The 24,405-nt window shown below is 36.7% G+C and carries 8 protein-coding genes; 2 read left to right on the top strand and 6 right to left on the bottom strand.

Going from position 1 to position 24,405, the window contains the following annotated elements:
• Positions 1–88 precede the first annotated feature (88 nt).
• Positions 89–3,559, top strand: a complete 3,471-nt coding sequence (locus TERY_RS08900; protein ID WP_011611520.1) for a pre-peptidase C-terminal domain-containing protein — start codon at positions 89–91, stop codon at positions 3,557–3,559.
• A gap of 106 nt (positions 3,560–3,665) precedes the next feature.
• The gene (locus TERY_RS08895; protein ID WP_011611519.1) at positions 3,666–5,657 is read left to right on the top strand and encodes an Ig-like domain-containing protein; all 1,992 of its coding nucleotides are present in this window, start codon (positions 3,666–3,668) and stop codon (positions 5,655–5,657) included.
• A gap of 712 nt (positions 5,658–6,369) precedes the next feature.
• Here the strand turns inward: TERY_RS08895 and dnaE are convergent.
• The 6 genes from dnaE to TERY_RS25055 all read right to left on the bottom strand — a co-directional run bounded on the left by dnaE (position 6,370) and on the right by TERY_RS25055 (position 24,222).
• Entirely contained in the window at positions 6,370–14,424 is an 8,055-nt protein-coding gene (gene dnaE, locus TERY_RS36605; protein ID WP_011611518.1) for a DNA polymerase III subunit alpha, read from the bottom strand.
• Between the two features lie 1,118 nt (positions 14,425–15,542).
• Positions 15,543–15,857: a hypothetical protein gene (locus tag TERY_RS08885; RefSeq protein WP_011611517.1), complete on the bottom strand. Its 315-nt coding sequence runs from the start codon at positions 15,855–15,857 to the stop codon at positions 15,543–15,545.
• 365 nt (positions 15,858–16,222) lie between these two features.
• Positions 16,223–17,815, bottom strand: a complete 1,593-nt coding sequence (locus TERY_RS08880) for a helix-turn-helix domain-containing protein (protein ID WP_011611516.1) — start codon at positions 17,813–17,815, stop codon at positions 16,223–16,225.
• Between the two features lie 445 nt (positions 17,816–18,260).
• The gene (locus TERY_RS08875) at positions 18,261–18,758 is read right to left on the bottom strand and encodes an IS630 family transposase (RefSeq protein WP_011611515.1); all 498 of its coding nucleotides are present in this window, start codon (positions 18,756–18,758) and stop codon (positions 18,261–18,263) included.
• Positions 18,759–19,350: 592 nt separating this feature from the next.
• Complete coding sequence (gene fdxB, locus TERY_RS08870; RefSeq protein ID WP_011611514.1) at positions 19,351–19,650, bottom strand: ferredoxin III, nif-specific; 300 nt, start codon at positions 19,648–19,650, stop codon at positions 19,351–19,353.
• Between the two features lie 2,805 nt (positions 19,651–22,455).
• Positions 22,456–24,222: a trypsin-like serine protease gene (locus TERY_RS25055; RefSeq protein WP_011611513.1), complete on the bottom strand. Its 1,767-nt coding sequence runs from the start codon at positions 24,220–24,222 to the stop codon at positions 22,456–22,458.
• Positions 24,223–24,405 lie beyond the last annotated feature (183 nt).

Below are 24,405 nucleotides of genomic sequence, written 5' to 3'. Positions count from 1 at the left end.
CTCTAAGGAAAGTAGCTTTAAATTCCTAAAGCGATTACTACGAAGTAAGTCAAACTCGAATTTGTAAGCAAAACAAAGGAAGAAAAAAATGCCGGAGACTTTTCAAGTTGAATTTAGTGGCACCTGGGGAGAGGCCGAGCCAGGGCCAAACCCGAATCCTAAAATTTATCCTACAGATCCTCCGAATACGTTTCGTTGGGGAGAGTCGGTAGAGGAAGACCTGAAACCAAACAGCTTACTCTTTAATGCGGAAGACATTAGCGGGGGCATTAAAACTGACCAGCAGTTTGAAGTCGGAAAGTTAACCTTCTTTAACGGTTCAATTTTTTCGGATACAGCGGTAGAGTCAGTACCGCTGAAGATTGAATTATTAGATCCTTTTGAATTATTAGATTCTCCCATAACTTTTACTTTCAATCTGGACTTAGACACTACGGAGGATACCTCTGACGAGATAGATGACTGGTCTGATTTCGTCTATTTTCCCAAAGTCTTACCCACGGAAACCTTCAAATTTGATGGACAAACATACACCTTAGAGCTAACAGGCTTTAGCCAAGATGGTGGTGACACCCTAGTAAACCGCTTTCGGGTGATGGAACAAGAAGTAGACATAGCTAGCTTGTTCGCGAAAATTAGACTAGCACCCAGAGATATTGAGCGTCTTGAAGACCCCACAGCAAAAACGGACGGTGCCATTAATCTTGGCGATCTTAACAGCCGGAAGAACTACCGCAATACCGACGAAATCGGTTTTAATGAAGGTGGTGTCCGTGACTTGCAAGATTTCTATAAGTTTACTCTCAGCAAGGATAGTGAGGTTGACATCACTCTAGACCAACTCAAGCGCAATGCTAACGTTGAAATTCTAGATGAGGATGGTAGCACAGTACTTTTCCAGTCAACTGAAGAGAACCGGAAGCGGGAAAACATTACCGAAAATTTAGAATCAGGTGATTATTTCATCCGTGTTTATCCTGAAGGAGATGATCGCACAAAATACCGCTTAGGGGTAAGTGCTGATGCCCTGACAGATGAAAAGGACACAACTGATACCGCTAAAGAACTAGGTAATATCGGACTCGAAGAAGTAACCGAAATTGACAGAATAGGCTTCGGTCGGGGTAAAAACCGGGACCAAGAAGATTACTATAAGTTTGGTATCAATGAAAAGAGTGACTTTTTCCTTACCCTAGACCAGCTAAAGGGAAATGCTAATGTTGAGGTTTTAGATGGGGATGGCAGCACTATTCTCTACCAGTCTAACAATAGCGGTCGTAAAAGAGAAAAGATTAACGAGGAATTAGAACCCGGTGATTATTTTGTGCGCGTAACTCCCCAAGGTGCTGCCAGGACAGACTATCGCCTGGGTCTGAGCGCTGATGTGCTTTCCAATGAACAAGATGACCAGGAACCAGGTATTAGCTTGGGGGCAGTTACGGAGCTTACTCCCGTCAGCAAAACCGGTAAACTTGGTGCTAACAAAGACAGGGTAGACTGGTACAACTTTTCTGTGCCGATAGAGAGCGATGTCAACCTGACTCTAGATAGACTAAGGCAAGACCTTAACCTGGAAATCTATGATGAGGGTGGCGAGCTAGTTGATGATGGTAAAAATACAGGCCGCAAAGCTGAAAAGATAGAACTTGAAGGGCTGGAACCAGGAACCTATAACATAAAAGTTTTCCCAAATGGTGGCGCCAAGAGTAACTATCGCTTGGGTATAACTGCGACTGCTCCTTATGTTGATGACTATGCTAGTGTTGAAGAAGCTTTAGACTTCGGGAATATCCCTATTGGGGAGACAAGGGTCTTCAACGGCGAAATGGGCCGTACTGAAGGTCGTTCCGGTCGTGACACAGAAGATTGGGTCAGCTTTACAATTGATGAAGAGAGCTTGGTTGACATCGACCTGACTCGTCTGCGTCAAAACATAGATATGATCTTGTACGATGACGACGGAACCTTTCTCAATAATTCTCGGAACAAGGGTCGTAAATCAGAAAACATTGCTGAGATATTGGAGGCAGGAACTTATCATGTCCAGATATTGCCAAAGGGAAACAGTCGCAGCAACTATCGTTTTTCGGTGAATGCTGAACCGATCCCAGAACCGAGACAAGAGTTTACAGTTGGTGACCTTTTGTCTTTGGAGGATGGTTACAGTATCAGGGGCGAGGAAATCGGCTTTACCTCTGGTGGTATTCGTAACGTTATTGATCGGCACTTATTCAGCATAAGCGACGAGAGGAATGTAGAAATTGACCTCACAGGGCTGAAAAGAAATGCCAACATTGCCTTGTACGATGATGATGGCACTTTATTGCTTGAGTCTCGGAAAGGCGGTAGAAGGAACGAAAATATTAGCGACACTCTGGATCCAGGCGATTATTATGTGGATGTAGAGCCCCAGAACCAAGCTAAAACTAAGTATAATTTGGACATTTTTGCAAGTGGTTCGAGCGTCGATCCAGATGGTGGTCCTGTGCTAGAGACTTCTTTGTACAATGATATCGGTAACCTCACTGAAGATTACAGTAAGATAGATAATGTCGGTTTCGGCAGTGGTAGCAGTCGGGACGAAGTAGACTACTACAAGTTTGAACTAAGCGAAGACAAGAATCTGACTATCTCCCTAAATAAACTGAGCGCTGATATCGATCTGGAATTGCTTGATAGTTCTGATACTTTGATCAAAGATTCCCGCAATAAGAAGAAGAAAAACGAAAAAATTGAAGAAGAGCTTGAACCAGGTACTTACTATGTAGGGGTTGAACCCAAAGGTAACGCTCGTGGTAACTATACCCTAAATATTAAGGTTCCTGAGCCAGGCAGTAGCGTGGATGAGGACGGAGGCAAACTTCCAGAAAACGTCACCGACATCGGCGTGTTAACCTCATACGAAGAGGAGGACTCCATCGGTCGTGAAGAAAACAGTTATCGTGATGTCAACGACTACCGCAAGTTTACTTTGAGCGCTAAGAGTAGTGTCGATATTAACCTTACAGGCCTTACTGGTAACGCCAACCTACAGCTAATTGATGGCGACGGTAGCACTGTGCTAAATACTTCTGCTAATGGTGGTAGTGACGACGAAAAAATCAACCTTACTTTGGATGCGGGCGACTATTGTGTGCGAGTGTTTCCCAGGGGTGCGGCTAAAACTGACTACACTCTGAATATGAGTGCGAGTGAAATTGGTGAAAGCATAGACAATGAGCCACCAGGGATAGCTCTCGGTACGGTTACAGTTGGTGCTGATCCTCTTACCCAAGGCGGTGACCTCGGCTTCACGGAGGGAGGCGTAGTTGACACCAAGGACTATTACAGCTTTGATATTACCCAGGCTGGTTTCGTAGATATCAAACTTGACGACCTGAGCGATAACGCTGACCTGAAACTATACGATGAGACTGGCGAAGTAGAACTTGGCAGTTCTAATAACTCCGGCAATACTTCTGAGGAGATTAATAGCTTCTTGAGTGCCGATACTACCTATGTGGTGGGTGTATTCGGTCTAGGTAATCAAACTCCTTACGACCTGAGCATTTCTCTCTGATAACTAGTACGGAGCGTAGGTCGCTCGGCAAAGTTAGGGCGTGGGTTGCACACCCTAACTTTTTTTAATGTTTCATTATTATTTTGAATGACTATAAATAAAAGTAATGGCGAAGAAAACTAAAAGCAGTATCACAAATATAGTTGATCGCAAAGGAGGCTTAAATCCAGATGTAGTAGATGTAACTCTTGTACCTGGAGACAATGTGACCTTTGATATCACTGCCAAAGTTACTAAAAAAAGTTCCACAAAATTACCTCTAGACCTAGTTTTTCTTAGCGATCTTTCTGGTTCTTATGGGGATGACCTGCCAGTATTACAGGATTTAGTTCCCAAGCTAGTTTCCTCAGTTCGAGACATCCAACCAAACAGTCAATTCGGTCTAGCATCATATATAGATAAACCCAAAGATCCCTTTGGCGGCCCTAAAGATTTTGTGTATAGAATGGAGTCAGCGATCACTAAATCTCGCACTGATTTTCAGAAAGCGATGGATGACTTGAAAATTGGTAACGGTAATGACGGTCCTGAGGCACAGCTTGAGGCATTGATGCAGTTAGCTCTCAGAGAAAAAGAGATAGGCTTCCGTAAGAAATCTCGGCGCGTTGTCGTTCTTTCTACAGATGCTAACTACCACAAAGCAGGAGACGGCAAAAAAGCAGGTATCAAAACTCCCAATAATGGGGATACAGTTCTTGATGGTAAGCCAGCCGGTACTGGGGAAGACTATCCCAGTATCGATCAAGTAAGAGATGCTTTACAAGAAGCCGGCATTGTTCCCATTTTTGCAGTCACCGGCAACCAAGTCAGAAACTACAAAAAACTCGTAGATAAATTGGGGTTTGGTACGGTAGAAAGGTTATCGCGGGACAGTTCTAACTTAGTTAAGGTAGTAACAGAGGGCTTGGAGGAAGTCTTTAGTGACTTAACGATAGTACCCCAAAGCGATGAGTTTGGTTACATTAAAAGTATTAAGCCTACGACTTACGAAAATGTCCGCCCTGGGCAAAGTCGGACTTTTGAAGTTAAACTGGGTATTACAGATCTCGATGCTAGCCAAAAAGACCGTCTTTCCCTGGAAGTATTGGGTTATGGGGAAACCAAAGTTAATGTTACTCCTATTGTTAACACCAAGCCCATCGCAAGCAATGACAACCTCGCCACTAATGCAGGAAGCAAATTGGTTATTAAACCAAAAGAGCTATTGGCAAACGATACGGATAAAGACGGGGATAAGTTAAGTATTAGCAAGGTAGGTAAAGCTTCAAATGGCAAAGTGATCCTGGGTAAAAATGGTAAGGTAACTTTTACCCCCGATAAAGACTTTACGGGCAAGGCCAGTTTTGAATATACCATCGACGACGGTAATAAAGGCCGTGATAGCGCGACTGTTACAGTTCAAGTCAGAGATAATTCTGACCCCATCGCTAAAGACGACAAGGTGTTTTTTGTCAGACCCAAGCTCTTTCACGCTATCCAAGCAAAAAAGTTACTGAAAAATGATCAAGATAAAGATGGCGACAAGTTGACTATTATTAAAGTCAGTAATGCAACCAAGGGCGAAGTAGAGTTAACTAAAAGCGGTGAAATAACTTTTACCCCTAGTGGAAAGCATAAGAAGTTCAGCAAGGGGAGTTTTGAGTATACTATCAGCGACGGCAAAGGCGGTACAGATACAGCCAAAGTGATGCTGAAAAGAGTTGGGGACTTGCCAAGCTCTAAGCGTAGCGCTGGTTCTGAGAAGAGAGACTCCCTGACTGGAAATATAGATGACAAGGCACCAGGGATCCCTCTTGGTACAGTTGTTGATCCTCTCACCCAAAGCAGTGATATTGGCTTCAAGAATGGAGGCAAAGTTGATCAAAACGACTATTACAACTTTGTTGTTCCGGAGCCTAGTTTCGTCAGCATCAAACTTGACGGTCTCAGGAGCAACGCTAACCTAGAACTATACGATAGCGACAAAGTATCCCTTGATAGTTCTACTAACTCCGGCAATGCTCCTGAAGAGATTAACACCTTCTTGTTTCCCGATACCTATGTGGTTGGCGTATTCGATCAAGGTAGTGGAACTCCTTACAACCTGTCTATCTTATAACTATTATGGAGCGTAAATCACGCGACCAAGCTAGGGCTTACGTCCCAGGCGCTAACCGTCTTTTACAGTAGTTTTCATGTTAGTAGACTACTGTAAGGACCTTGGATAAGGACGTCCCTACAAGATTTTAGTTATAGCGATGTAGTTTATCAATTTTAAAAGTGCTGTAATTTTTCATTATTATTTGGAATGACTATAAAGAAAAGTTATGGGCAAAGAAACTAAAAATATTGTAACACATAAAGTAATTACATAGTTAACCTATTTTTCTCTAATTTGTTGAAAAATTTCTTTATGGGAAATCAACAACTAGAAAGAGATAAAAGTTTCAGAAGTTTAGAAATTGCAGTAATTTAACTTGATTTTTGATCTACTTTTACTAGACCTAAAACTAGATAGTTTGCTGTTGCCCAAGCCCTGAGAATCTGAATTAGTTTTTGATAATTTTTCTGATTATAAAATACCATTATAATTTTACCATAAGTTGCTACGATTTCACCATAAGTTATTTAACTAATTGATTGAAAATAACAGGAAACATTATTGTAATTGTTCCGGAGCTAAAGATAGAAAAACTCGGACAATTGTATCGTAAGCAGGAATGCCATTTGGTAATCCTAAAAACCCTTAGAGTCATAGATACTTAGACTCCCTACCAGGTTATACTATAGGACTACCTTGTTGAATAATATTAACTAACAATAGGCAATTTTCATAGTTCAAGAGTCCCTAAACATTTTAAATCCAAATTACGCTCAAAAATTTCATCAATAGGCAACATTTGACCATCTTCTGTCATAAACTTATGTTCTGGAGTTGCCCGAATAACTGTTCCATCTTCAAGGCTATATTCATAAACTTCCTGCATACCTCGATTATGCCATTGAGCAATTGGCTGAGTATAAATATATCCATTTTTATCAACCGTATAAACCGTACATTCAATCCGATATTCTACAATTTTACCAATAGGAAGAGGACCATATTCTACAGTCATAATTTCAGTCTCATAAGTTAAACAATATTCAGCAAACTTAATCATCTGTTCAAACAAATCTTTTGCAACTACAGACGAAACTCCCCTTTGAGCTGCACCATCAATAAACTTTTCCCGGTGTTTTTCCATTTCGGAGACCTTCTTTTTACCCATGCAGTTGTGAACAATAAAATCATTAGCAATAAAATTATGAGTTTCGGGAATTGTTAAATCAAAAACTTCTTCTTTGCCAATATATTCTATAGAGATAATCTCATCCCAAAAAACATCAGAATTAGCTATTGCCGTTAATTCCTCATCTGCCAAAACTGTCGAAAAATTATTAAATTTATCAAAGGATAAACTCCGGTTTGAAGTATTTTGAAAATTCCAAACCGATGAAATTTCACCACCACATACACCCAAAGCCCTAGTCATAGAACTAGCTTTTTTAGCTTTGACAATTAGGTCAAAAAAATCTGGAGTTAGAAAATATTTAAATTGATAACTTTGCTGATATTTAATCACTAAATAACAACTTTCACAAAGCCCCTGTTTGTAACTACTCAAATATGGCTTAATTAACTTATAAAACTTGAGCATATCCTCACGCCCTCTAACTTCAACCACATAAGAAACATCAAGTTCACCTTGACCTTTAACCTTATTAACATTGAATAGAGAAACAATACCTAAACGTAGAAATAAATGTTGAACTTGTCTAACTAAAACCTCTGAATTTGAAGAATAATATGTATACCCAATTGTTTCGTCAAAAATACCACTTGTTGACCATAAAATTCCCAAGAAAAGTTGTAACTGACTCTGAGAAAGAGAAAAGATCCAATTAGGAATTTCTTGAACCCGTGAATTAGCACATTGAAGATAACTATCAACCCAATTCTTCAACCCTGAAATCAAACCTATACGAACATAAATAACTGATTTATTTCCTAGATGTAGCTGTTTTTCAATAGGAGCAGAAGAGCCAAATAACTCCTCTGCACAACCATAAAAATCAGCAATTAATTCCCCATCACTATTACAGAAATAACTACAAGAAAAACTATTAGTATATAGATATCCTTCACCAATTAAATAAGCAGTAAATTTAACTTTAGAATCAGATATTTGACTCCTATAATTAATCGGAATTTTATTTGGTAAACCTAAGCGATCGCCTACAGAAAAATCTTTTAAAGGTTTCCATCCTAAAACTGTATAAAAAAGGTGGTCATCCGTAGCGCAAACTTTCCGGTTTGTACGAGTAGTAATTTGCCAAACATCTCGCACACCATTAGGATGAATTTCTGTTATTGGTTGTTGAACAACTTGTTGGCTTTTGAGATCTAAAGAAAAGACTTTTCGACTCAACCAATACTCAGGTTGAGCAGCTATTTCTTTCAGACTAAACAAGTTACCTGTTGCTGCATCTATTACTTTTGTCGAACCACTTAAACAACGACGTAATAAATCTGCTTCTCCCAAAGAATATCCTGCTAAATCTTGAGCCATTTTCATAATTTGCTCTTGATAACAATTATGAACTACTACTCCTTCAGCTAGAAAATAAGGTGAGCTTTGGTCTTCCATTTCTAAATCAAAACATTCTGCTTCTCCTACTTCTTCCACAGAGACAACATGAACAACTCTGACATCCTGTAAATAAGTTTTTTCACATTCCCAATTTTCCAACTCTGGAGTTTGAACCGAGAATAAATTCTGGGTAAATAAAGTTGCTTTCTGCTGGGAAGCCTCCCCAGTTTTCCGACTCGAACTATCTGTTTTCTGAATATTATTTTCAGAAGCATCTGTCAAAAACCAAGAGGAAGGTAGATGATTTTTTCTGGATTTTTTCCAATTTTCTGCCGGAGTTTGAGCCGAGAATAAATTCTGGGTAAATAAAGTTGCTTTCTGCTGGGAAGCCTCCACAGTTTTCCGACTCGAACTATCTGTTTTCTGAATATTATTTTCAGAAGCATCTGTCAAAAACCAAGAGGAAAGTAGATGATTTTCTCTGACTTTTTTCCAATTTTCTGCCGGAGTTTGAGCCGAGAATAAATTCTGGTTAAATAAAGTTGCTTTCTGCTGGCAAGCCTCCCCAGTTTTCCGACTCGAACTATCTATTCTCTGAAGATAAATTTCAGAAGCATTTGTCAAAAACCAAGAGGAAAGTAGATAATTTTCTCTGACTTTTTCCCAATTTTCTGCCGGAGTTTGAGCCGAGAATAAATTCTGGGTAAATAAAGTTGCTTTCTGCTGGGAAGCCTCCACAGTTTTCCGACTCGAACTATCTGTTCTCTGAAGATAAATTTCAGAAGCATTTGTCAAAAACCAAGAGGAAAGTAGATGATTTTCTCTGGCTTTTTTCCAATTTTCTGCCGGAGTTTGAACCGAGAATAAATTCTGGTTAAATAAAGTTGCTTTCTGCTGGGAAGCCCCCCCAGTTTTCCGACTCGAACTATCTGTTCTCTGAAGATAAATTTCAGAAGCATTTGTCAAAAACCAAGAGGAAAGTAGATGATTTTCTCTGGCTTTTTTCCAATTTTCTGCCGGAGTTTGAACCGAGAATAAATTCTGGGTAAATAAAGTTGCTTTCTGCTGGGAAGCCTCCCCAGTTTTCCGACTCGAACTATCTGTTCTCTGAAGATAAATTTCAGAAGCATTTGTCAAAAACCAAGAGGAAAGTAGATAATTTTCTCTGACTTTTTCCCAATTTTCTGCCGGAGTTTGAACCGAGAATAAATTCTGGTTAAATAAAGTTGCTTTCTGCTGGGAAGCCCCCCCAGTTTTCCGACTCGAACTATCTGTTCTCTGAAGATAAATTTCAGAAGCATTTGTCAAAAACCAAGAGGAAAGTAGATGATTTTCTCTGGCTTTTTTCCAATTTTCTGCCGGAGTTTGAACCGAGAATAAATTCTGGGTAAATAAAGTTGCTTTCTGCTGGGAAGCCTCCCCAGTTTTCCGACTCGAACTATCTGTTCTCTGAAGATAAATTTCAGAAGCATTTGTCAAAAACCAAGAGGAAAGTAGATGATTTTCTCTGGCTTTTTTCCAATTTTCTGCCGGAGTTTGAGCCGAGAATAAATTCTGGGTAAATAAAGTTGCTTTCTGCTGGGAAGCCTCCCCAGTTTTCCGACTCGAACTATCTGTTTTCTGAATATTATTTTCAGAAGCATTTGTCAAAAACCAAGAGGAAAGTAGATGATTTTCTCTGACTTTTTCCCAATTTTCTGCCGGAGTTTGAGCCGAGAATAAATTCTGGGTAAATAAAGTTGCTTTCTGCTGGGAAGCCTCCCCAGTTTTCCGACTCGAACTATCTGTTTTCTGAATATTATTTTCAGAAGCATCTGTCAAAAACCAAGAGGAAAGTAGATGATTTTCTCTGACTTTTTCCCAATTTTCTGCCGGAGTTTGAGCCGAGAATAAATTCTGGGTAAATAAAGTTGCTTTCTGCTGAGAAGCCTCCCCAGTTTTCCGACTCGAACTATCTGTTTTCTGAATATTATTTTCAGAAGCATCTGTCAAAAACCAAGAGGAAAGTAGATGATTTTCTCTGACTTTTTCCCAATTTTCTGCCGGAGTTTGAGCCGAGAATAAATTCTGGGTAAATAAAGTTGCTTTCTGCTGAGAAGCCTCCCCAGTTTTCCGACTCGAACTATCTGTTTTCTGAATATTATTTTCAGAAGCATCTTTCAAAAACCAAGAGGAAAGTAGATGATTTTCTCTGACTTTTTCCCAATTTTCTGCCGGAGTTTGAGCCGAGAATAAATTCTGGGTAAATAAAGTTGCTTTCTGCTGAGAAGCCTCCCCAGTTTTCCGACTCGAACTATCTGTTTTCTGAATATTATTTTCAGAACCACCTTTCAAAAACCAAGAGGAAGGTAGATGATTTTTTCTGGATTTTTTCCAATTTTCTGCCGGAGTTTGAGCCGAGAATAAATTCTGGGTAAATAAAGTTGCTTTCTGCTGGGAAGCCTCCCCAGTTTTCCGACTCGAACTATCTGTTTTCTGAATATTATTTTCAGAAGCATTTGTCAAAAACCAAGAGGAAAGTAGATGATTTTCTCTGACTTTTTCCCAATTTTCTGCCGGAGTTTGAGCCGAGAATAAATTCTGGGTAAATAAAGTTGCTTTCTGCTGAGAAGCCTCCCCAGTTTTCCGACTCGAACTATCTGTTTTCTGAATATTATTTTCAGAAGCATCTGTCAAAAACCAAGAGGAAAGTAGATGATTTTCTCTGACTTTTTCCCAATTTTCTGCCGGAGTTTGAACCGAGAATAAATTCTGGGTAAATAAAGTTGCTTTCTGCTGAGAAGCCTCCCCAGTTTTCCGACTCGAACTATCTATTCTCTGAAGATAAATTTCAGAAGCATTTGTCAAAAACCAAGAGGAAAGTAGATGATTTTCTCTGACTTTTTCCCAATTTTCTGCCGGAGTTTGAGCCGAGAATAAATTCTGGGTAAATAAAGTTGCTTTCTGCTGAGAAGCCTCCCCAGTTTTCCGACTCGAACTATCTGTTTTCTGAATATTATTTTCAGAAGCATCTGTCAAAAACCAAGAGGAAAGTAGATGATTTTCTCCGACTTTTTCCCAATTTTCTGCCGGAGTTTGAGCCGAGAATAAATTCTGGGTAAATAAAGTTGCTTTCTGCTGGGAAGCCTCCCCAGTTTTCCGACTCGAACTATCTGTTTTCTGAATATTATTTTCAGAACCACCTTTCAAAAACCAAGAGGAAGCAGGTAAATAACTTTCGCTAATTTCTTCTTTTTGTTGGCTAGACATTTGGTAGTTTTCCAATATATCAATAAACCGAGACCTATCGGAAATCCTAACAGAATTATCTGCCAGATAATAATCAATTTTTAAACTTCCCAAAAGCTGGCAAACTTGTGACAATAATTGAGGAGAAGAACCTGGATAATAAAGCAACTTTTTGCCATCAAAACCACCACTATCCCAGAGACCACGCAATAAATCTATTCGGTCTTTTTCCGAATAATCTAAAATATCTTCTGGTAAATGCTTGGCAACAGATTCTACCTGCCAATTTTGAGCGCCATAAATACCATCCAAAAACTCGGTTAGGGCTGTAGGTTTGGATTGAGTATTAAAGTTTAAATAAACCTGTCGGCGAGAAGTATCAAAATAATGTTTAGCTTCCCCACCCCAAGTTTCATCAATCAAATTTTTCCCCCAAGTAATAGCCCCTTGTGTGGAAAAGGAAACATTGGGAGTTGAGGAAATCAGATTACTCTTTCCTACTAATAACCCTAACAAATAAGCATCGTTTTTACGGAGTTGTTTCTGATTACTAGAAACTTGCCATTTTTCATAAACCGCAGAACCATAAATAAGAGCGTTCTTAACTCTCCCCACTTGAGGTTGTAACTCCCAGGCAAACTTATCTCCTTCTGGAGTTAAAAAGCGATGGTTTTTTCCCGAATAAATTACCGTCCCGCTAGACAAAGTAATCTTCAATATTTCCCTAACACCACTCCGCCATTGTTTAGCAACTTTTGCCTCCCAAACTTTTCTACCGTCCGAAGTTAAAATTACCTCTCCACTTTTAATATTTTCAATTGCTTCCCGGGAACCATCTGGTTGATCAATTAAAGTTCCCTTTGGTAAACACAAAACCCCATAAGTTTCTTTTAAAATTGGCTCTAACTTTGGATGTTGATATTCAATTTTTTCGCTGCCATGTTTCCTGTCAATAAACTTAGGAATTAAACCAGCATCCAAAGGTCCGGGGCGATACAAAGCTAAGATAGAAGAAATATCCTCAATAGAAGTAGGCTTCAATTTTTTCACTACATCTACCATCCCAGAAGATTCCAACTGAAATACTCCTTCTAAATCTCCAGATTTAATCAAGTCATAAGTCTTTTTCACATCCTCTGGCATTTTCTTAGTATTGCCTTTTGCTAAAATTTCTATTGCCTTTCTTTCATTAGCTGGTAAATCATCTGGAACCAACGGAAGATGATGATTTTTTTTAATTAACTCGGCAGTATTCTGGATAATAGTCAAGTTTTTCAATCCCAAAAAATCCATCTTCAACAAACCTAGAGATTCTATATCCTCCATATGATACTGAGTAATAACTGACCCATCATTATTTCTTTGCAAAGGCACAATTTCATCCAGAGGTTCTTTAGAAATTACTACTCCTGCTGCGTGTACTCCAAAAGTTTTATTTGTACCCTCAATTCTAATTGCCATATCTATCCATTGTCGGACAGAAATTGTACTAATTTTTCCCGCTTTATTATCTTCAATTGGTGTTTCTTGGTTATCATAAGCTTTTTTAAATTCTGGGGAAGGAGTTTCATCAGAAATCATTACTTTTAACTTTGCTGGTTTACCCCGTGCAACAGGAATTAACTTTGCCATTTTATTTGCTTCTCCAAAGGAAATACCTAATACTCTACCCACATCTTTTAATACTGCCTTAGATGTCATCCGGTTAAAAGTAATAATTTGAGCGACTCTTTCTTCTCCATACCTTTGAGTCACATATTTAATCATTACATCTCGGTTTTCAATACAGAAGTCCGTATCAATATCTGGCATTGATTTTCGTTCTGGATTTAAAAATCTTTCAAATAATAAACCATGATGCACCGGATCTATATTAGTAATTCGCAAAGAATAGGCAACTAATGAACCAGCAGCACTTCCCCTACCAGGTCCTACAGGAATATTATTATCTCTGGCATATTTTATATAATCCCAAACTACCAAAAAATATGTAGAAAAACCTTTATCCTGAAGAACTTTTAATTCAGTTTCCATCCGCTCTTTATAAATTGGGGAAATTTCACTTTTTTGTTTCAGTTTTAGCCTTTCTAATAATCCTGACCAAGCTAGTTTTTCCAGGTAAGTATCAGCATTATGATCTGGTGGAATTGGATAATCAGGAATTCTTGGTTCTCCTAAAATTCCTTCATAAGCTTTAACTTTATTTGCTACTTCTAATGTATTAGCGATCGCCTCTTCTATAACTTCATTTTCTAAGTGGTCTCTAAACAGTTGCTTCATTTCTTCAGCAGACTTTAAATATTCGGTGCCACTATAGCGCATCCGCTTTTCTTCAGCAATTAATTTTTGAGTGTTAATACACAACAAAGCGTCGTGTGCTTCTACATCTCTACAAGAAATAAAATGAGAGTCGTTTGTTGCTACTATTTTTATCTTTAATTTTTTAGCAATTGTGACAATTCCAGTATTTACAACTCTATCTTCCTGGAAGCCATGGTCTTGTATTTCTAGATAATAATCTTCCCCAAATAAATCTTTGTACCATTTAGCTATTTTCTTGGCTTCTTCTAATTCTCCCCGCATAATATTTTGAGGTACTTCTCCCGCCAAACACCCGCTAGTTACTATGAGACCTTCGTGATATTTTTCTAACAATTCTTTATTAATACAAGGCCGAGCAAATATACCTTTTCCTTGAAAACCATGGAGATGAGAAAGAGTTGTTAATTTGACTAAATTTTTATAGCCTTGAGTATTTTTTGCTAATACGACCTGATGAAATTTTTTCCCTCTTTGTTGTTTCTCAATATCTCCTTTTATCACATACATTTCATTCCCAATTATGGGTTTAATATTTTTGTTTCTACACAGTTTAATTAATTGAATAGCCCCATACATAACTCCGTGGTCTGTCAGGGCAATGGCTGGCATTCCTAGTTCTACTGCTCTATCTATTAATTGTGGTAATTGAGATGCTCCGTCTAATAGGCTATAGTCGCTATGAATATGTAGGCCAACAAATGACATTTTTTTAGATTTTAGATTAAATATTTGAGATAGCTTTATTTTATATATTAACGGTCAGCATTTAACTATTAGTTTGACTGAAAACTAATTGCTGCAAGGTTTTTAGGGTTTAGTGAATCAAATAAAAATCTTTATATTAGTTAGGCTTATGAAATATCATTAAATATATTTAAAATTTAAACTAATTTTTGCCAAAAAAGTTGAAATGAGCTATTTAGGGTGAAAATTGGGGGTAAAAAGGGTGCGATCGCGTTTGCATTGGCCATTTGTTAAAAGTTTTGATATATAAGAAACACAGGGTGGTTGCTTTTCAAGAAATTTTCGTGTATATTTGAAATATCCGGCTCGCTCTGCTTAGGTGCTTATTAAAATGAAAAAAAATTATTAAGTATGGAGTGTGATCGCGTCAAGGACTGCCATTAATTAATGAGCTTATGATAAATACCTCTTGTGAGAATATCCTCAATAATCACTTCTAGTTTATAAAGGAAGACCATAATACTCATTCCAAAAAGATGGAAAATTAGCAGACTTCATAACTTACCATAATCCATTGTTCACCCTATTCCTTTAGAAATTTGTTGTGTCGCTTTTCTTGCTACTTCAAAAAATATGTAATTTTATCCCAGGGCAAAATTCTTATAACACGATGTAATTTTGACACTTGTAAATTGTTCAATACTAGCAATTATATGTAATTAATTTGGCATAAATACTTAGGGTTTGCCAATAGTTAATATAAGATTTTGACCAAACTCATTTACTGTTGATTTTTGATAGTCAACTCAATAGCGATCGCTTACCCCCTAACTTTTAAATTCACCCAAAAAAAACCTCATAATTGTAGTAAATTCCCCCTCAAAAACTACAGAACTTTCCCTTATTATAAAGCATACATATGCGGGCAAGATGCCCGCACCACCTGATTTTCACTATTTACCCCATACCTTATATGACCAAAATATGCTGTATATAACTTTATCCCAGGGCAAAATTCCCATAGCACGATGTAATTTTGACACTTGTAAGTTGTTCAATACCAGCAATTATATATAATTAATTTGGCATAAATACTTAGGGTTTACCAATAGTTAATATAAGATTTTGACCAAACTCATTTACTTTTGCTTAAACAACCAACTCAATACAGAAACACCACTACGCTCTTTAGGTGTTTGAAGCCGTGGTTTAATTACTGAGGTTGATTTTGATAATTTGATAGAATCTACAGACTTAGCATCTGCTTTTTCTGGGGTTTCTGGTCTTGATTCTATTTGGGACCAAAACCCTAATAATCCAGCAGAAATTCCCCCAATAAAACCAAGTATAATACTTGATTTTATTGTATACTCTAGTAAGCTAAAACTAATACTAAAAAATAGAGTCGCTACTAGTCCTGTAATTAAGCCTGTTGATGTTGATGGTTTATCCATGCTTTGCTTTAGCCAAGGGATTAAGTGATTGATATTTTAAACATTGTATCAAGTCTACTTAACTATACACAATTAAATACTAAGTTTTAACTCCTGGTTTTCCTCAATTGCCTATTTAATAACCTAGCTAGATAAATTACCGAAAAATTAGGTGTAAAGCCAGACCCGAGCATCGGGTGACCTTTTTGTTTTTTTTGAATAGATGTATTATTGTACTATTAATTAATTATTATTCTTTGGGTAGTCCGAGACAAAAAAACAAACGCACCAGGCAAGGGCTAGTAACTGCTGTCTATCATAAGACCAGATTATAGACAGCAGTTACTAGCCGCCTATTTAAATCAGCAATAGTGTTCAATTAATAGTTATCCTCCCAAACCCAAAAGGTTTTGTAATAGCATTTGATCTTCACCTTTAAGTTGAAAGCGGCCACTTTCAATATCTCTAATCCAGCTTTGGCTTTTTCCCAGCATAGTTGCCAACTGTCTCTGGCTTAACTGTTGATTTTTCCTGGCCATCATAATTTGTTCGCCACAGATAACAGAAAGCTTCTTTGTTCTTTTGCGCTTAATAGTATAGCGTAGCTTATGTTTTTCAAATTCTGCTAAATGTCGATCCCATTCTTGGGGAAGTTGAAACCAAAGGATACGAGCGTTCATTAACATATTCCACTTACCCCTTGGACCATAATCTGTTAATCTACGATGGTTACTACCATCATCAATCCAAAAATCTAAAGCTGCATCACCATCATCAGGTAAAGATGCTAATTTTGCCCACATTGGTTGAATTTCCTGAGGGTAAGTTACAGGGTCAAATTCAGGTTTAATCCCATAATGGCTAAGAACTTCGAGATCACTCTCAAAAGTCTTCATGAGTCGTTTTCGATCATCTCTAAAAGAAGATGCTCGTCTCACCTTTTGTTCGCCATAAGCAACTCGCATTAATGTAGGTACAGTTAACCTTTGCTCCCGACCCATCTTAGTTTTGAATAGTAACCATAGTAGCATTCGAGCAGTTCCCTCATGTTGCTGCCAAATGCTCATCACAGTAGTCAATACAGACTTAGGTAAAATCCCATATTGATAAAATGCTGTACGGTCTTTGCAAGCTTCCTTGTTGAGAAAATACTTAGCCCAGATACCCGCTCTAACTTTAAAAGTCAGACCGACAAGATGTTTGCATCCTGTGGAATCTTCAGAAAAGTGATGTTGAATATCAATCATATGCCAGAGTTTGCTTTCTGGCAATGAAAAAGCATTTATTCTACCTTGTTGAGGCCAGTCAATAGTAGTGGTAATTCGGCAAGGCTGTTGAGCAAGATTTTTAATCAAACTCAGTTTAGTTGCTTTAGATAGGTCTTTACGTTTTTCTAGCCCCAGGTATCTTTCTATTTGCTGATCGCTGATAACAAATTCTTGCTCCCATGGCTTGTCAATAATTGTGGCATGAGCCGCATAAATTAGGTGTATACAGGCTGCTCTAATATCCATTTCTTGTAGAACAGTTGCATTATCAGTTTGGCATGAGTGCTCCAAATGTTGGAGGCTCAAACTAATTGAACCCTGACCTTGCTTAATAGAACGCTGATAAATAAACTTACCTTTTTCATCTATTGTCCAAAGTAGTGATTGTCTTTGCGCCAGAATATTGCAAGCTTCCCACATTACTATAGAAGAAGCAAAGGGACTGTGCTTGTTATCAGGAAATAAGTCAGAACTTGTAGGCGTTCTTGTCTCAACTTTATACCTACCTTTTTTAGGTTGGAGAGGAACAGGACTACTAATAGAACAGTGAACCACACACTGAGGCTCTTCATAATATCCTTCACAACCATTACACAGTTCAGGATTAATAGAATATTGTTCATTCTCGACAAAGATCGCACCTGTTGGGCACTGGATTTTGGGTAGACAGGTGGCACATCCGAGACAGTTTTCAGTCATTTTATGAGTCATAATATCAAGCCCCTGTTTTTACGCTTGAGCATTTAGGTGTTAGTCATACTGCTTGTCATCTTTTACTACCTATTAAATATTAAATAGTGATGCCTTGATTGCTGAATAACTAACGATCTAAGCAGTTACAATGTTAAACTTTACTAGAGTGATTTAATTATTTTCACTTAAGCCTTAATTTAAACTTTTAATAATAAATATTAATATTTCATAAATTTTTTAGCTCAAATGTTCGTAACGAGCAAATTAATATTTTCTTTATATTGTTAGTATAGAGTAATTATTAAATTATTTATTAAATAATTATATTTATACATTTAATTTGCAATAATTAGTGATTTGAAGCTTAATTTATGTACTAATTAAAAATAAAAAAAGCAAAGAAACAATGCTTAAATCATAAATTTAAAGATATATTTATCAATATTTACACTATATATCTTAATTATTTAGATGGACGACTAACATTTTTTCTATTATTTTTTCGCTCATAAAGTTGTACTCTACTTTTGGGAAGGCTAATATTTTTTTGTTTGAGAATTCTTCTGACTTGAGTACCACTAAGTTTAATTCCTGTTTGTTGAGCAAGATAATTTGCTAAACGTTCTCCACTCCAGTTACTACATTCATAACCTAATTGGTTAGGAGATTTTTTTGTAACTTCTATTAATAACTGAATATATTCTTCTGTCGCTTTACGAAAATTACCATGTTCTCGCTGATCTCGTAAACTATCTAATTTATCTGGGTCTCCATGTACACACCAATAAGCAACTGTTCTATAAGAACAACCGATAAATTCAGAAATCTCGGAATAAGTTTTTCCGTCATTTAATAGGAGTAACATCAATACTCTTTCTCGGAAATGACAGCAACCGCTCTCTCGCAAAGCTTTCTGCAATCTTTTCTTTTGAATTGAACTGAGAAAATCTTTTGCAGGCATAACAGCTACCTTCTTTTAACCACTTATAGGACTTAACCACACACGCGACCAGTTTCTAGGATAAATTGTGGCGTTAGTAAATTAAGAGATGAAACTTTAAGAGTAACCTGTCTATGATATCTCTAAATATCTTATTACGGTAAGTGATGGGTATCACCCATAGTAGAAAATCATTTTACTAATTACTAACGCCTAAATTGTTGTTTAATTCAATAGATATCTACCAAAAAACTGGGTTTTTAGGTCTGTGTGTGTAAGTCCTGAATTTAATACAACTTAGCCGTTGAATACGGTTCAGATCAGACCAAAACTATTATGGTATTGAACTATCATCACGAGCTTTTCAGATTAGATAATTGCCCAAACAAATCTTCACTAAACCGTATCAGTTTATAGTTAGCTAGCATACCACTCATATTTCAACTTTTTATCACAACGGTGCCGTGCTTTTTAGTTAAGTTTGTTGTCAATTTCTGACTATATAATTTAACTAATTTGATTGGCCCTTTATGTCAGTTGTTTGAGTGTTTAACTTTTTGAGTAAGCTCTACAAACTTTATATCAATACTTCTGAGTTAACATTTTTGCTAATTTATGCGGCTACAGAAGTATGAGTGAAGCATTTTTTACCGCAAATACTAGCGCAAGCTTCACATCCAATGCAGTCATCTGCATTAGCAATAGCCATTACTTTTCTTAATACTTCATCATCATCATCATCATCATCATCTATAAACTCTCCATGCTCATTAATGGGTCTAAGCTCTAGAACATTTCTATTACAAACTTTAAAGCAACGACCACAACCTAGACATTTATTCATGTCAATAGATTCAACATATTGAGGAGTCCAAGCTGTACCACCCTTAGTTAAAGCTGTTAATATTGCCATCAGTTCTTCTCCTTGATTAGTAGGCTAATTGTTTAGTTTTGTTTTGTTGCATCTTTTTATATAATAGCTATTCATTATTGCAAAAAAGTATTTTTTTATACTTTTTTTTCAAGGTTTTAGTCTAATACTTTTTTGACCATTTATTACTAATTTAATTATTAGAAATATTTTGCAATTGTTTATCTAAAAAACAGGTATATATCTTCCCAAAAAAAATCAACAAAGTTTGACAATATTTGGGGATCAATTTAGATATTTATAATCTTTAAACTTTCACTATAATGTAAGTATTTATCTCTTATATATCAATTATTATTTTCATTTATTAGTCGAGAATTTATGAATTAAAAATAACTAAAATTTACTCTAAAACCCTATAAAATTAACCTCAGATTTGATTTGAGCTTAAACCGGATATTAAATGGATAATAACACTAAATACTAGCATATAATGTCTATATTTTTTACAGATAAAACACTCAAAATATTAAAAGTAAAAAATAAATTTCTATTTATTTATCATCAATTACAATTTATTTTTTATATAAAAATATCAAAAATATTTTTTTTTAAGGATAAGTAGTTTTAGATAAATTATTATAAAAAATATATCTTTTAGCCTTTATTTTAATTTAAAATATCAATATATTTTCCGTAAATCATAAAACATATTATAGCCAAAATGTGATGAATTATTAGATAAGATTTAGTCGTAAATAAATGTTTGAAAAAAACTGTAAAACAAAGAGTTAAAATATAGCGACTCTGGTGAAGATAGATGAATACTTCCCGATCCAATTGACTCTCAGAAAATATTAGACAGAATTACTCAATAACGTAAGGCCTGGAAAACTCTCTGGCAAAGACTTAATTGCGACACAATTAATGCTGATGTTGCGAAGTTAGTACGTCAAGGTAAGAGTACCTTCCTATAAAACTAAAAAATGTAGCTGGACTGACAGATCAAGAGAATCAGTAAATTATTCCTAGTAGCGATCGCTTGCCTTGTACTACTTTTTAAAATAATATTTATCATCAGAAAGAAGATACTTATACTAAAGTTTATTTTCACTCTTAATCATCTTTTATTCAAGAGATTATTACACCGTATTATTGATAATTAAGCTGGAAAAATATTCTAAAAATATCAATTAATTTGCTAATTTGCCATCTCCTCCTAAGCACGATCCTACTAAAAATAAGGCTATTTATGAACATTTACGATACTTCATCACATTAATGCGATCGCCACTTTCATTGAACCTTAACTGACCCCTTAAATCTGTTTCTGCCCCAATTTGCTCATTAGTCTAAATTAGAGGACTTTCCTCTATGTCATCTATAGCCTTATAGTACATCCCCATAACAGAGCATTTAAAACAGTAAAGTTTTTGCTGTACAAATTTAGTAATGAAACAAACACCATTGATAGGAGTTTTCATAAAGATAAAAGACAATTATAGAAAATAGAAAAACTCAAATAAGCGATTATGAAACCCTATTCTATTTGAGCAATGTTGGTCAAGCCTTAAAGCCCATTTAAAAAACAATCAAGCAAAAACTCGTAAAGATTTGGAACAGGCGATCGCTACTTTGATCGCTCCTATCACTCCTAAAATATTGCGCAACTAGTTTGCTCATTTTTGTAACTGTAGTCTATTTTTGTGAAAACTGCTGGAATAAACTGATTTGGAATCACTTTCTATAGTTCTATAACGGCACTGGAAGCATTAATAATCAAAAAGAATTAGGTACAAGTCGCAAAGTAAAGGAAAAACAGTTTAGAGAAAACCCTTATTTGCAACATTTTATCAGTGTAGAATCTTATAGAACCCCTACAGGTATCTTTTCGTTCCAAGGTTATACTAAATAGCGATATTAGCTACCACCACCATCCTCCGCCAACGCTAATTACTTAACCAAGAGGTGGGTAAATGGTATATTCAAGTAGTTTAATAGAAAAAGAATAGGTTATGATTGAACCATTGTTGCAAAAAAAAAAGAAAACTTGCCCCATACATAGGGAGTAAAACACAAATATTAGACGGTGTACTCTCTTAACTGAAGAATGGTTGTAATTGGTCAAACATAATAAAGATTACCTCCTTACTCCATACCACAGTATTTTGGCATTATAAACAGTGGCGAGAATCAGAGATAATTGAACATATTAGAGATTTATTACACTATCAAGCACGTCAACAGGTAAAAAAACGCTCCGGGACAACTCTCATAATCATTAATTCCCAGGCAGTAAAAAAGACCTGTAATACTAATTTCAATTCCCAGGGATTCAGTTTCAAGTAAGCTAATAATAGAATTTACGAGGCACTGAGCAGTAAATAGTCTAGGCTCTAAGTACAAAAAAATAGTTGAATTAAGTTCCCGAAAGTGACTTCAATCTTAAGATCCCAACTGTAAGCAGTTAAAATTTCTGCTGCCGAAAGAGTGCTCTCATTTGAAAGCATAATTATTTGTTAGCTATCAAGCCATACAGCTACTGTAAAGCTTGGGTGTAGTAATTTTTGTTAGTCCCACAGCATTGAGATAGTTGCTAACTACCCGATGTTGGCTACAGAAAAGAATGCCCCAAATTAGCATAACAAACGATTCAAAAGTGTCATGAAAACTAAATACTGGATATAAGTTGGTCAAGATTTACTCTAGACTATATGTTATGTGCATCCCCAGAAATTAGCTAGTAACAATTTAGAATCATTAACTAGTATGCACCATTCCCTAACTTTTAGCAGGGAATATTTTTTTCTCCTAAGAACTTTGTACTGTTCAGTTAAAATCTTCTTCCTAATTGATAATTTGGAAATTATCTTCAGTAATAGTGGGCGCACCATTAAGAATAGCAAACTTAGTATACTCACCATCTGATTTGTAGAATAGATTTCCAGACTCTTCATTGTAAACAATAAAAGCATTAGAGTCATCTATACTATTATTAGTATTAACGATTTCAAAATCACTATCAACACTGAAACCAATACGAGTAGAACTACCAAGGTCAGTAAAGCTTGACTTGTCAAGAACAATTAAGTCACCTTGGCTTCCATCTTCATCAGGTCTGAGGTCTGGTTCAAAATTTTTGATAGTATCAATACCAAAATCATTGGAGTCAAATTTTTCATTACTATTAAAGATAAAACGGTCATTACCTCCACCACCAATAAGTATATCATTTCCAGCACCACCGTTGAGGCGGTCATTACCTCCACCACCGTTGAGGCGGTCATTACCTCCACCACCAGTAAGTATATCGTTGCCATTATTACCATTGAGGCGGTCATTACCTCCACCACCATTGAGGCGGTCATTACCTCCACCACCAGTAAGTATATCGTTGCCAGTATTACCGTTGAGGCGGTCATTACCTCCACCACCGTTGAGGCGGTCATTACCTCCACCACCAGTAAGTATATCGTTGCCAGTATTACCGTTGAGGCGGTCATTACCTCCACTACCGTTGAGGCGGTCATTACCTCCATCACCAGTAAGTGTATCGTTGCCAGTACCACCGTTCAAGCGATCGCGACCCCCACCGCCTTTTAGAATATCATCACCTGCTTCCCCTAACAAAGCATCATTACCAAAGCTACCTACTAAGAAGTCATTGCCAGATTTTCCCAAAAGTCTATCTTGACCAGAAGCTCCATTAATAGTATCGTTACCAATACCTCCTTTTATAGTATCATCACCCCTACTTCCCTCAAGTGATAAGGATGTAATGTCTGTAATAAATTCTATATAAGCTGAAACCCTGATATCAACACTGTATTCTCCGAAATTAGAATTACCACTTTCATCATCTACATCTGTATCATACATACCTGAAGAAAAACCATAGGATGTGATCCCAGCTATTTTCCCATCAATAAAGGCCGGACCCCCTGAATCTCCTGCTGTAGAATTAACCTCTTGATCCACTCCCAACTGATCCAAACCGTATTCACGACCAAAAGCATCCCTCCTTGGTTTCCCATTATCAAAGTCGAAGGCTAGCTGTGTACCTTTTATTATTGGAGTATCATAATCATAATCATTGAAAATCTCACCCAAGGCATCATAATAATTTTGTCCAAAACGCTTGACAGGGGGGTCTTCTCCTGAATCATCAATCTGACCGTCTCTACCAGTTCCAGGGAAACCGTAACCCACACGGGTAAAAACCTGATCCACCTCATCAGTATCACGATATATATCGTAGCTCTCAACATCAGGCGCTTCATTAGAGAGTTTAATGATAGCAATATCGTTATTACTATTTTCATCAGATGTCCACTCAGGATGAACAAAAATCTCTTCGACAAGTCTTGATTTAAGAGTACCATTAACTTCAAAAAAGACTTTATAATTATTAGGGTTAGGATTTAAGTTTGCCGAATCATTCTGCTTATTAAAGCAATGGGCAGCCGTCAAAATATAAAGGCCATTACTATCTAGTAAAGCCCCTGTGCAACTTACTTGCGTCTTAATATTTTCAAAATAGACAACTCCAGTAAATTCATCAAAAGAGGGGATAAATTTTTCATCGTTATAGTTATTGCTAGAAACTGCTACCATAAAAAATATACTCTGAATATTTGAAGCTTTTAATCATCTTTGACCTCACTCTTAACAGTAAGAACTAAAAACTTAAAGTCGCCAATTTTTTTTGGTTTTGTCATTAGTTCTTCACCACATCCGAATCGAAACTTGTAAAAATCCACGTCCAGATATGTATCTAAAAATAAACTAGTTAATCTC

Source organism: Trichodesmium erythraeum IMS101, assembly GCF_000014265.1.
Lineage (GTDB): Bacteria > Cyanobacteriota > Cyanobacteriia > Cyanobacteriales > Microcoleaceae > Trichodesmium > Trichodesmium erythraeum.
This window is presented reverse-complemented; position numbering and strand designations above follow the sequence as displayed.